Genomic DNA, 11,919 nt, shown 5'->3' on the forward strand with positions numbered 1-11,919 from the left:
TGCTTTAGCCCGATGTAAAGTAACGATTTATTGTATTACTGATGTATCAAAGAGTACTTTGCTTACATGCTTTCAGGAGCAGATACGCCAAGCAATGTTAAACCATTTCGAAGCACTTGCTGTACATTTGATGATAACAGTAAACGTGCTTGTGATAATGTAACATTTTGATCATCAATGAATTTGATACCATCTTGCGCATACCAACCATGAAACAGGGCAGCCAATTCTTTCAGGTAATTACCAATTTGATGTGGTTCATAACTATTGGCAGCACGAACTAAAACTTCAGGATAAGCAGCAAGCTTCGCTAAAATTTCAGTTTCAGTGTCTAAAGTTAATAAGTTTGCGTGTTCACGAGCAGTAGCAACATTTAGCTCAAGATTTGAAGCTTGTGCTTTTTGCAAAATACGTTGAATACGTGCATGCGCATATTGAATGTAATACACGGCATTGTCTTTGCTTTGTGACACAGCAAGGTCTAAGTCAAAGTCAATGTGTTGTTCAGATTTACGCATTACATAGTAAAAACGTGCGGCATCAATACCCACTTCTTTGCGTAAATCACGTAAAGTCACAAATTGACCTGAACGAGATGACATTTGCACCATCACGCCACTGCGCCACAAGCTCACAAACTGAACTAACAATACCGTTAATTTTTTAGAGTCATAACCCATCGCATCAATTGCTGCTTTTACACGAGCAATATAACCGTGGTGATCTGAACCCCAAATATCAATGATATCGGTATAGCCACGTTGTAATTTATTTAAATGGTATGCAATGTCAGAGGCAAAATAAGTGGTTTGACCATTACGACGTTTCACTACACGGTCTTTTTCATCACCAAATTCAGTCGATTTAAACCAAATGTTGCCATCTTTTTCATATAGGAAGCCACGTTGATCAAGCGTTTGTAATGCTTCATCAATTTTTTCAGTCAAAGATGCTTCACTGAACCATTTGTCAAAAGTTACGCCAAATTCACCAAGGTCATCTTTAATGTCATCTAAAATTGCATGTAAAGCTGCTTGATGGAAAACGCGGTAACCTGCATTTAAATGGTTTTGAGCATTGTGGATTAAACCATCAATATGCTTTTCTTTATCGCCTGAAAGGACAACTTTATTCCCTTCAGCATCAAGCTCAGCGGCATATTGAACATCTTCAGGTACATCTTTATAAATGTCAGCCACAGGACGGACATATGCATCGCCATCTTTATCAATAATGCTTTGTGCGATTTCTTTAACATAATCACCTTGATAAGCATTTTTCGGGAAAACGAGTTCCTGACCTGTCAATTCTAGGTAGCGTAAATAAGTTGAAGTTGCAAGAATGTCCATTTGACGACCTGCGTCATTGACATAGTACTCACGGTCAACGGTTGCACCAGTTGCTTCAAGTAAGTTGGCAACCGTCATACCGTATGCTGCACCACGACCATGTCCTACGTGTAGGCTTGAAGTCGGATTTGCAGATACAAATTCAACTTGAATGCGTTTTGCTGCATTGACAGTTGTTTGACCAAACTGATCTTTCTGTATTTGAATTTGGTCAAGTACAGCAAAGCGTTGATCTGCATTTAAAAAGAAATTGATAAAACCTGGACCTGCAATTTCTGCTTTAGAAATATCAGCAACTTCAGGCAAATTTGCGAGAATTTTATCAGCCAAATCACGAGGTTTCATACCCGCAGCTTTAGATGCAATCATCGCAATGTTGGATGCAAAGTCACCATGACTTCGATCTTTAGTTCGCGTCAGGATACTCGTGTTGTTCCAATCAGATGGAAGTGTCCCTTCAGCTTTTAGGGACTGTACTGCATGATCAAGAGCTGCTTGTATGGCCGTATTCATAATCTATCGAGAAATAAATGTCGCAGAAAAACGCTAAATATAGCAAATTTCGAGGTCTTTAGGTGAATGCATTTTACAGAATAAAACTTATCCGATAGATAAATGTGATGGTTAAAGCATATTCGTTGTTGATCTTATACAATACGGTACAAAATGATCTAATTTAGCTAGAGCGTGATATGTCTGAAAATCGTCCAATGATTGTGGGGAATATTCCAAAACTTCCCGCAAAATATGCCATGTGGATTATGCCTTTATTCTTATCATGTTTGATGAGTGGTATGGTATCACTCATCAATCTAATCTTGAATGTTGGGTTAAGTGAACATTTTTTTAAGAAATGGCTGTCGGCATGGTTGATCTCATGGGTTGTGGCTTATCCTGTGGTTCTTATAGTTTTGCCTTTGGTGCGAAAATTGACAGGTATACTTGTAGATATGCGTGATTAGAAGCATTGTGTTTTAAAAAATAAAATAACCGAGTGTAAAATGTACAATTTTAAAAATATGATGGATTTATCATTCTGTAAAATATATGGCATATCATTATCACGTATCTAAATACCCATTTGCTTCAAAATAGGCTTAAGCTTGTCAGAAATTAAAGTTGTATTGGATTAAATCCTAAACGTATAGAGACGTTTTAGGTCGATGAGAATGGAAATGACCACTGAAAATTTAAATAGATATCCGCTGTATATTCACTATGCAGGCAATGCTTTGCTTGAACTCCCTTTACTCAATAAAGGCTCAGCTTTTACTGAAAATGAGCGCACTTCTTTTAACTTACATGGTTTGATTCCGCATGTTATTGAAAGTATTGAAGAGCAAAGTCAGCGTTCATATCAGCAATATTGTTCATTTAATGAAGCGATCAATAAGCATATTTATTTGCGTAATATTCAAGACACCAATGAAACATTGTTTTATCACCTCATTGAAAATCATCTCAGTGAAATGATGCCTATTATTTACACGCCAACGGTGGGTGAGGCTTGTCAGCGTTTCTCAGATATTTATCGCCGTCATCGTGGTGTCTTTATTTCTTATCCTGACCGTAAACACATTGATGAGATTATTCATAACGTCAATCGTAAAAACGTCAAAGTGATTGTAATCACTGACGGTGAGCGTATTTTAGGTTTGGGAGATCAAGGTATTGGTGGTATGGGTATCCCGATTGGGAAACTATCACTTTATACTGCGTGTGGCGGTATTAGCCCTGCATATACACTACCAATCACACTTGATGTGGGTACAAATAATCCACATTTGCTGAATGATCCAATTTATATGGGTTGGTCTCAGCCTCGTATTAGTGGTGATGAATATTATGCATTTGTTGATGAGGTCATTCAGGCTGTCAAACGCCGTTGGCCAAAAGCTTTAATTCAGTTTGAAGATTTTGCACAGAAAAATGCGATGCCTTTATTGCAAAAATATCGTGATAAAATCTGTTGTTTTAATGATGATATTCAAGGTACAGCAGCCGTTTCTGTTGGTACGTTGATTGCAGCAAGTCGAGCAGCAGGCAAGCAACTCAAAGATCAAGTGATTGCCTTTTTGGGTGCTGGGTCGGCAGGTTGTGGTATTGCAGAGCAGATTATTGCGCAAATGGTGGCAGAAGGTTTAACCGATGCACAGGCACGCTCACAAGTGTATATGGTTGATCGCTTTGGTTTACTCACTGAAAATCAGCCAAATTTACTTGATTTCCAAAGTCGTCTTGTGCAGAAACTCAGTGTGGTTGATGGTTGGGCAAGTGCAGATAATATTATTTCATTGCTTGATGTAGTGAAAAATGCCAAACCAACTGTGTTAATTGGCGTGTCGGGTCAGCCAGGTTTGTTTACTGAAGAAATTATTAAGACCATGGCAGCGCATTGTGTAAATCCAATCGTTTTACCCTTATCTAATCCAACTTCACAAGTCGAAGCTGTACCTGCAGATATTATTCACTGGACGGAAGGTCGTGCGCTCATTGCAACAGGTAGTCCATTCTTGCCTGTAACTTATCATGGGCAAATCTACAATATTTCACAGTGTAATAATTCATATATTTTCCCAGGTATTGGCTTGGGCGTGGTCGCAGTAGGTGCGACTCGTGTAACTGATAGAATGTTGATGGTTTCAAGTACAGCATTGGCAGATTGTTCGCCAAAATTGACTGATCCATCTGCGGACTTATTACCAGATTTAAATGAGTTACAAGCTGTTTCTCGTATTATTGCCTTTAAAGTTGCAAAAGCAGCAATTGAAGATGGTGTTGCTCCGCAAATCAGCGATGAGCAAATTCAGGAAAGTATTGAACAGAATTTCTGGAAACCTGAATATCGTAGTTATCGTCGTGTGCCGTTCTAAAGCAGGATCAGGTATCTTTTCAATGTTCATTTGAATGTTGTTTTAAAAGCAGTATCGGCAGGTACTGCTTTTTTATTTTGAATTTTAAACATACTATAAAAATGGCATTGTAAAAATGATTTGAAAATAAGGGGGGAAGGTTAATGTTAAAAACAGTCAGTATCGTGTTAATGGTGGCAATGGGTTTGGTGGCTTGTGATGGGTCTGAGCAAAAACAATCAAATGAACAAAAAGTGAATGTTAGCGAAACAGCATCTCGAACTGAACAGCCAAAGCCAATCGGTACTTCTAAAACCTTGTGCGATACAGTGAATGTTGAGCAATGGTCAGGTTTTGATGAGGCAGAAGAAGAGCCAAAGTGCCAAGTGATTCAGGCTTATCAGTTATCATCGTATCATTGTGATATTTCAAAAAAGGCTTTTGGCTTTGAGCAGGATGCGGCATTCATCGAAAGTGGTGAGCATCGTATTTTTGCATATTCAAATGATGAAATTTGCCGTAAAGCCTTGGATGTTCATAATTCAAATGCGCCTTGATCAAGAGCATTGATATATGTGAAAAATAAAAAACTCCCTGTGACGATAGTGTGACAGGGAGAAATATTATAAATTTTTTTATTCTTCACCGAGAATTTCGGTCAGTAAATCTTCGCTTGGAGCAAAATAATAGGCACCATCAACGGCTGTAGTGAAGTGCAACAAACGATCATGGACTCCGTCACCTGTTGTACCAAACATATGTTTTAGCATGTCATCAATAATACTGAGATTTTTGGTATATGCGATAAAGAATAGTCCTTTATCACCTTGACCATCACCATAGGGTAAAGAATGGCGTAAAATTTCTTGCTCCTCACCTTTTTCATCTTCAATAACAACACGGGCAATGTGAGCATTTTCAGGTTTAACGTCGTCGTCCATTTCAATGCTTTCAAGTTTAGAACGACCAATCACATGCTCTTGAGCATCTACTTTTAAACGTTTCCATTTGTCTAAAGCATGAACATAGCGTTGTGCAAAAACAAACGAACCATCTGCAAAAATACCTGCATCCTCACCTAAAAGTGTAGTTTCAGCACGATCATCATGGAATTGTGGATTTTCAGTACCATCAATGAAACCTGTTAAATCACGTCCATCAAGATAACGGAAGCAAACACGTTCATCTAAAACGTCGACTTGATCTTGAATTCCTTCAAAAAAAGCTTGGCTGAGTGCAAAACATAAATCTACACGTGCAGAAGCAATATGAATGATGACATCGGCAGGAACGACGGGCATATTAAATGCACCATATACAGGGTCAAGTTGCTTGAAGCCTGTTGGTGTCTGTTCGTGAAGTTGTGCCCAAAGTGTGGGACCAAAAGCAACTGCTGTTTTTACTTCTGCGCTCGGGTGTTGTCCAATGAGGCGGTCACGTGTAGAAAATAGAGTATTCAGTTGTTGTTTAAGGTCTTCAATCGACAAATTTTTTAAATTTAAAACAATAAAGCGTGCATGGTTTGAAGGTAAGGGTAAAATGACAGATTGTGCGGTCATATAAAATGAGTCCTTGAATTTATGAGCAATATTTTTAATCTATTGTGCATGATATAGGAGAAGTTAGACAGTTTTTGTGGATGGTTTTTTAAATCAAATTCATCGAAAAATACGACAATAAAGGCATATAATTGCTTGTTTCGTATTCTCCTGAAAAATAATTATGTTGTTTCAAATTTGGCTTACATATATGGCTGCATGTTGGGTGATTAGTGTATCACCCGGTGCGGGGGCAATTGCTTCAATGTCGAGTGGTTTAAATTATGGTTTCCGTCGTGGGTATTGGAATGTCATTGGGCTGCAAATCGCACTTTTGGTTCAGATTTGTATTGTGGCAGCCGGGGTAGGGGTTTTATTTGCGACAACACCATGGGCTTTTTTAGTGGTGAAATGGTTTGGGATCTTGTACTTATTGTATCTTGCTTACTTACAATGGACAGCACCAGCACAATCTATTGATATTCAATCGGAAAAAAAATTAAAGTCGATTCCTAAAATCATTTTGCATGGTTTTATTGTCAATATTAGTAATCCGAAGGCGATAGTTTTTCTATTGGCAGTTTTGCCTCAATTCTTAGATTTATCGAAACCACAGTGGATTCAGTATGTGATTATGGCTGTAACAATGGTTACGATTGATATGATTGTCATGGCGGGTTATACAGGTTTAGCGGCGAAAGTTTTACGCTTATTGAAATCGCAAAAACAGCAAAAAATTATGAATCGGACTTTTGCTGTGCTATTTAGTTGTGCGGCAGGTCTATTGAGTCTGGTACATCAGTAAACCTTATAGGTTTTTGAGTGTTGATTTGAGTGCTTTTATAATTAGTGTTGTCATTAAAATGTCGGCATACTTTGAATGTCAGGAAGATTAACAATTATAGATTTATCTGATGAAGCTGATCCTCTAAGTCCAAAATATAGGGTCTGCCTTTTTATTGGGGCGTGTATTTTAGTTTGTTTAACATGACGTTAAACGTTGACCAAGTCGCTGAACCTAAATATCTGTAAGCTTTTGAGTATCAATATATCTTGTTCTTAAATTATAAATAAAACATGAAAATATTCTGATTTAAAAACAGGACATTAAAGGATCATTTTTTGTTTTATGGAAGAGACCTATTGGCTTTTTTGACGAGATTGAAATTTGGGAAAAATGAATGCTCGATTCGTATTTGATGAATCCAAGCATGTCGTCCTTCACTTCTAAGATTAATCGTTTTAAGCCATTTTTTTAAATTTTTGAATAATAAAAATAATGGCAAACAATAATGACATGGTTAAAACAATCGTTAAGCCTGTAGAAGTATCTAAGCCCGCACTTGACCATAAGCCGACAGTAATACCGAACTGAGCAATAATGAACGCACCAATCATCATTTGTTTAGGTGAATGTGAAAGTAAACGTGCGGCTAGGGCAGGAATGACTAATAATGCACCCATCAATAATGAACCGACTGCACGTAAAGCAAGTACCGTAAATAAAGCCAAGAGCATCATAAAAACAAGGCGTTGCCATTTGGCATTCACACCTTCACTGACCGCAATATCGGGATCAATTGCAATTTGAATCTGTGCTTGCCAATTTTTATATAAAATCGCGAGTGCAACAACAATAACTGTAGCAAACATAGGTAAATCAGACCATTCAATGGTGAGTAAGTCACCAAATAAATAGCTGAGCAATTCAGGACGTAAGGCAGGTAAATGTTGAATCAGCAGTAAACCTGAGCAAAGTAGCGTTGCTGAACAGAGAGCAAGTAATGCATCGTTGGGTAAACGAGGATCATGTAACACCCACAAAACGGCAACAAGTAAAACAGCCGTGAATGTCACGCCAATCCATAACGGTAGACTTAGAACTGCAGCCAGAGCCACACCGAGCAATGTGCCGTGTGCCATGGTATCTGCAAAAAAAGACATTCTACGCCATAACATTAAACAACCGAGAGGGGCGGTTAAAAACACCAATAACGTGCCCATAATCCATGCAGGTAATAGCAGTTGTAACCATTCCATCATGGATTAAGCTTCCGGTTCTGGGTGAATGTGAGGACGAGGGTCATGCAGACAAGGTGTTGCAGTATCGCCATGTGCACAATGATTGTGATGATGTTGATAAAATGCCCGATTTGTACCAAAAAGTGCTTGGTACTCGGGATGTTGTTGAATACTATCAGGTAGACCACTACAACAAATATGCTTGTTCAAGCACACGACACGTTGCGTACCTTGCATGACCCATTGCAAATCGTGGGAAACAATTAAAACAGAGCAATTGTAACGTTCAGGCAGACTACGTACATAATCATAAAGCTCAGCTTCAGATTGAATGTCTAAGCCTTGCATTGGCTCATCAAGTACTAGAATATCAGGTTGGCGAAGTAACGCACGAGCCAATAAAACCCGTTGGCGCTCACCGCCTGACAGTTGCTGAACTTTCGATTCAAGTAGCTTTGCAATACCCGTATCTTGTACGATTTCAGCTTTAATCACAGAATCACATTTCTCAAGATTGAGTAAATCTTTTACTCGTAACGGCAAGCTATGAGATGGATTAAATTTTTGTGGCACATAAGCCAGCTTCAGTGATTTTTTATTTTGAATTTGACCTGAAGAGGGCTTGGTAATACCCAAAATTACTTTAATCAGCGTAGATTTACCTGCACCGTTTGGACCAATCAGCGTGACAATTTCATTTTCATGAATTGAAAAATCAACATTTTTTAAGATGTCACGTTCGTCAATGCGGACATTGATCTGATTCAACTGAACCAGAGGTGGCGTTAAGCCTTGTTCGAGCATTGCTGACAAATTCCAGAAATTTCAATAATACTGTGGTGTGCTTTAAATTGATCAGATGCTGCCAAATGATCTAACTCTTGAATCAATCCTTTTGCAGATGCCTCTTTTACAATATGACATTGGCTACAAATTAAAAATGCAGCCTGATGCCCTGCACGGGGGTGGCAACACGGAATATATGAATTAATGGAGGTTAGACGGTGGATCAGACCCTTTTCAAGTAAGAAGTCCAAAGTACGATAGACTGTCGGTGGGGCAGCAGGGCGGTCAGATGTACCTTTGAGTTTAGCAAGTAAATCATAAGCGCCGACAGGACCTGATGCATTTAAAATGAGCTCGAGTACTTCTTTACGTAATGGAGTAAGACGAGCGCCTGTTGCTGTACACAAGGTTTCTGCTTCATCTAGGCGAGCTTCAATATTATGATGATCATGAACGCCGTGCAAAGTATCATGATGTTCGTGTGAACATAAGCTCATAACAGACCCTCTGGATTTCTTTTAAATGAAGAGACAATCGAATATCTTAACATGAAGCCATAACTTCTTACGAATGGCATAGGTATTTTTTCATATTTGTTATATTATAACATGAAAATATTTTGGTAATTTCTCGTCATGAAACGCGTGTTCGCTTTTCTGCTGTGTGCTGTTCTAAGTGGTATGGCATGGGCTCAATCTCCTTTGGTTATTTCTACTCATCCTATTTATTTGATTGCCAAGAAAATTACACAAGGTGTGGAAACACCAGAGTTGTTATTGGGAAATCAGTCAGGACATGATGTACAACTTACACCAGCACACCGTAAAGCCATTCAAGAAGCAGGCTTGGTGATTTGGTTGGGGCAAGCACATGAAGCTCCACTCGAAAAAGTGCTCGGTGAAAGTAATAAAGCGATTGCAATCCTCGATTCAGGCATCATTCAAGCATTGCCTTTACGTAGCACTCGTGGTGTGGCAATTAAAAATACCATTGATACTCATGTTTGGCTTGATCCAAACAATGCTGTTCGTATTGGTTTCTTTATTGCAGCGTTACGTTCACAGCAATATCCTGAACATAAAGCAATGTATTGGAATAATGCCAAAAGTTTTGCCCGTGAAATGATTTTAGCATCACAGAAATTTACTACATCAGGTAATCCTAAACCGTATTGGGCATTTCATGATGCATACCAATATTTAGAGCGCCCATTAAACTTAAAGTTTGCAGGTGCTTTAACAGATGATCCGCATGTTGCTGCTACTGTTGCGCAGATTAAATATTTAAATGACACACGCCCAGTTACAAAAATGTGTCTGCTTGCAGAAGGTAGTGCAACCCCTGCGCAATACAGTAAATTAGGCAATATTGCTTTTCAGGCTGTAGATGAAACTTTAGCAAAATATCAAGATTTTGTGGTTGCATGGCAAAGTTTGGCAAAAGAAACACAAGCCTGTATATATAGTGCACGGAAATGATGCAAAAAATAAGCATCAATTGTACAGATCGAAAGCAATGTCGCGTTTAAAAAAACACGACTAAGATCGGGAAAAGATTGCATGTTCAGGGGTGTAACCCTATAATGCCTGCGATTAAAAACGATCATCAGCTAAACTTGTCAAGCATTTATGCTGTGAGTGAGTAAAAAATGAGCCGAGCCAATCGCATGATTGACCGACGATTAGCGAAAGCTTTGGTCCTTTTACAAGCACTAATGATTCCTGTTTCAGCCTTGATTGCTTGGGTAATCAAAGATACTACAGCCGCACTCAGTGCAGCTTTAGGGGCTTTGGTCTGTTGGCTTGCCTGCAGTTACTTTTCATGGCAATCATTTCGGGCTGCGGGAGCACGTGCATCCAAACAGGTTCTGATGAACATGTATCAGGGCATGATGGGCAAATTTGCAATAGTGATCGTTGGTTTCATTTTGATTTTAAGCAATGTTAAGCCGTTGTCAGCGGTTGCATTGTTTTGTGGTTTCATTCTTGTTCAGTGTATGTCGTGGTTTGCGCCTTTATTGGCTGCACGATTACAAAAATAGGCGTAGAAACAACAAAAAATGAAGTTTTTTTAGAACTTTAACGAGATATCAAGCAGCACGCGATGTTCGTTAAAGTTCTAATTTAGTATTTGACATTAACCAGGTGTGATTTATGGCTGCTGAAGAACATACCCTTACCTCGTCTGAGTATATTCAGCATCACTTGACCAACATGACTTATGGCAAAATGCCAGACGGTACGTGGAAGTTGGCTGAGACTGCTGCTGAAGCTAAAGATATGGGGTTCACTGCTATTCACTTGGATTCGATGGGTTGGTCAATCGGTCTTGGTCTGATTTTCTGTTTGTTATTTTGGATGGTAGCGAAAGCTGCAAATGCTGGTATCCCTGGCAAATTCCAATCTGCAATTGAGATGATTATCGAGTTTGTTGACTCAAGCGTTCGCGATACATTCCATGGCAAATCACGCTTAATTGCACCACTAGCATTAACCATTTTCGTGTGGATTTTCCTCATGAACTTAATGGACTTAATCCCAGTTGACTTTATCCCGTATACAGCTCAATTGATCGGTGCACACGTATTTGGTATGGATCCTCATCACGTTTACTTTAAAATTGTTCCAACTACTGACCCTAACGTAACTTTGGGTATGGCATTGTCAGTATTTGCATTAACTATTTTCTATAGTATTCGTGAAAAAGGACTTGTAGGCTTTGGTGCAGAATTTGCACTTAACCCATTTAACCCAAGTAACCCATTGCTAAAAGCTTTACTTATTCCTGTAAATATCTTACTTGAACTTGTAACTTTTATTGCACGTCCAATTTCATTGGCACTTCGACTGTTCGGTAACATGTATGCAGGTGAGTTAATCTTCATCTTGATCGCGTTACTACCTTTCTGGGTACAATGGGCGTTGTCTGTGCCTTGGGCGATCTTCCATATTCTTATTATCACGTTACAAGCATTCATTTTCATGATGCTGACTATCGTGTACATGAGTATGGCTACCGAAAAGCATTAATGAATATGGCTCAGCTGCACTAAGGCGGTTGAGCTACAGTTTTTTTGTTTGATTTAAACTCAACCTCTGAGGATTTTTTCATGGATTTAGTAGTTGGCTTATCTGCTGTTGCAGCTGCCCTTTTAATCGCGTTTGGCGCATTAGGTACTGCAATTGGTTTTGGTCTTTTAGGTGGTCGCTTCCTTGAAGCTGTAGCTCGTCAACCAGAACTTGCTCCACAACTTCAAACTCGTATGTTCTTAATCGCGGGTCTTCTTGATGCTGTGCCTATGATCGGTGTTGGTATTGGCTTGTTCATTATCTTCGCAAATCCGTTCATCGGCTTATTGGGTTAATTCGCTAC

At 39.0% G+C, this 11,919-nt stretch carries 13 protein-coding genes; 8 read left to right on the forward strand and 5 right to left on the reverse strand.

The window, feature by feature from the left end; all coding sequences use genetic code 11:
* Positions 1 to 62: 62 nt before the first annotated feature.
* Positions 63 to 1,862: an arginine--tRNA ligase gene (gene argS / locus ACK2M2_RS12855; protein ID WP_419349078.1), complete on the reverse strand. Its 1,800-nt coding sequence runs from the start codon at positions 1,860 to 1,862 to the stop codon at positions 63 to 65.
* Between the two features lie 179 nt (positions 1,863 to 2,041).
* Between argS and ACK2M2_RS12860 the strand changes: the two genes are divergently transcribed.
* The 3 genes from ACK2M2_RS12860 (at position 2,042) to ACK2M2_RS12870 (ending at position 4,758) form a co-directional block, all read left to right on the forward strand.
* Positions 2,042 to 2,311: a DUF2798 domain-containing protein gene (locus ACK2M2_RS12860; RefSeq protein WP_419349081.1), complete on the forward strand. Its 270-nt coding sequence runs from the start codon at positions 2,042 to 2,044 to the stop codon at positions 2,309 to 2,311.
* Between the two features lie 213 nt (positions 2,312 to 2,524).
* Positions 2,525 to 4,222, forward strand: coding sequence for an NAD-dependent malic enzyme (locus tag ACK2M2_RS12865; protein ID WP_419349084.1), 1,698 nt, complete (start codon positions 2,525 to 2,527; stop codon positions 4,220 to 4,222).
* 143 nt (positions 4,223 to 4,365) lie between these two features.
* Positions 4,366 to 4,758, forward strand: a complete 393-nt coding sequence (locus ACK2M2_RS12870) for a hypothetical protein (protein WP_419349087.1) — start codon at positions 4,366 to 4,368, stop codon at positions 4,756 to 4,758.
* A 78-nt stretch (positions 4,759 to 4,836) separates the two neighbouring features.
* On the opposite strand, the gene ACK2M2_RS12875 is transcribed toward ACK2M2_RS12870, so the two are convergent.
* Positions 4,837 to 5,760 carry a Dyp-type peroxidase gene (locus ACK2M2_RS12875; protein WP_419349090.1) on the reverse strand — a complete coding sequence of 308 codons (924 nt, stop codon included), beginning with the start codon at positions 5,758 to 5,760 and terminating at the stop codon, positions 4,837 to 4,839.
* Positions 5,761 to 5,923: 163 nt separating this feature from the next.
* Between ACK2M2_RS12875 and ACK2M2_RS12880 the strand changes: the two genes are divergently transcribed.
* Positions 5,924 to 6,544, forward strand: coding sequence for a LysE family transporter (locus ACK2M2_RS12880; protein WP_419349093.1), 621 nt, complete (start codon positions 5,924 to 5,926; stop codon positions 6,542 to 6,544).
* A 437-nt stretch (positions 6,545 to 6,981) separates the two neighbouring features.
* Here ACK2M2_RS12880 and znuB read toward each other — a convergent pair whose 3' ends face one another.
* The 3 genes from znuB to ACK2M2_RS12895 are packed head-to-tail and all read right to left on the reverse strand — an operon-like array spanning position 6,982 to position 9,044.
* The gene (znuB, locus tag ACK2M2_RS12885; protein ID WP_409512557.1) at positions 6,982 to 7,782 is read right to left on the reverse strand and encodes a zinc ABC transporter permease subunit ZnuB; all 801 of its coding nucleotides are present in this window, start codon (positions 7,780 to 7,782) and stop codon (positions 6,982 to 6,984) included.
* 3 nt (positions 7,783 to 7,785) lie between these two features.
* Positions 7,786 to 8,565 carry a zinc ABC transporter ATP-binding protein ZnuC gene (gene znuC / locus ACK2M2_RS12890; RefSeq protein ID WP_419349096.1) on the reverse strand — a complete coding sequence of 260 codons (780 nt, stop codon included), beginning with the start codon at positions 8,563 to 8,565 and terminating at the stop codon, positions 7,786 to 7,788.
* On the reverse strand, positions 8,547 to 9,044 hold the full coding sequence (locus ACK2M2_RS12895; protein ID WP_409512555.1) for a transcriptional repressor: 498 nt from the start codon (positions 9,042 to 9,044) through the stop codon (positions 8,547 to 8,549). Before ACK2M2_RS12895 ends, znuC begins: the two co-directional genes overlap by 19 nt.
* A 138-nt stretch (positions 9,045 to 9,182) precedes the next feature.
* Between ACK2M2_RS12895 and ACK2M2_RS12900 the strand changes: the two genes are divergently transcribed.
* The 4 genes from ACK2M2_RS12900 to atpE all read left to right on the forward strand — a co-directional run bounded on the left by ACK2M2_RS12900 (position 9,183) and on the right by atpE (position 11,911).
* Entirely contained in the window at positions 9,183 to 10,025 is an 843-nt protein-coding gene (locus ACK2M2_RS12900) for a metal ABC transporter solute-binding protein, Zn/Mn family (protein ID WP_419349100.1), read from the forward strand.
* A 170-nt stretch (positions 10,026 to 10,195) separates the two neighbouring features.
* The gene (locus ACK2M2_RS12905; protein ID WP_409512553.1) at positions 10,196 to 10,588 is read left to right on the forward strand and encodes an ATP synthase subunit I; all 393 of its coding nucleotides are present in this window, start codon (positions 10,196 to 10,198) and stop codon (positions 10,586 to 10,588) included.
* Positions 10,589 to 10,700: 112 nt separating this feature from the next.
* Positions 10,701 to 11,576: a F0F1 ATP synthase subunit A gene (atpB, locus tag ACK2M2_RS12910; protein WP_409512552.1), complete on the forward strand. Its 876-nt coding sequence runs from the start codon at positions 10,701 to 10,703 to the stop codon at positions 11,574 to 11,576.
* An 80-nt stretch (positions 11,577 to 11,656) separates the two neighbouring features.
* Positions 11,657 to 11,911, forward strand: a complete 255-nt coding sequence (gene atpE / locus ACK2M2_RS12915) for a F0F1 ATP synthase subunit C (RefSeq protein WP_107008918.1) — start codon at positions 11,657 to 11,659, stop codon at positions 11,909 to 11,911.
* Positions 11,912 to 11,919: the final 8 nt, after the last annotated feature.

The sequence above is a fragment of the Acinetobacter sp. TY1 genome, from assembly GCF_048551395.1.
Taxonomy (GTDB): Bacteria; Pseudomonadota; Gammaproteobacteria; order Pseudomonadales; family Moraxellaceae; genus Acinetobacter.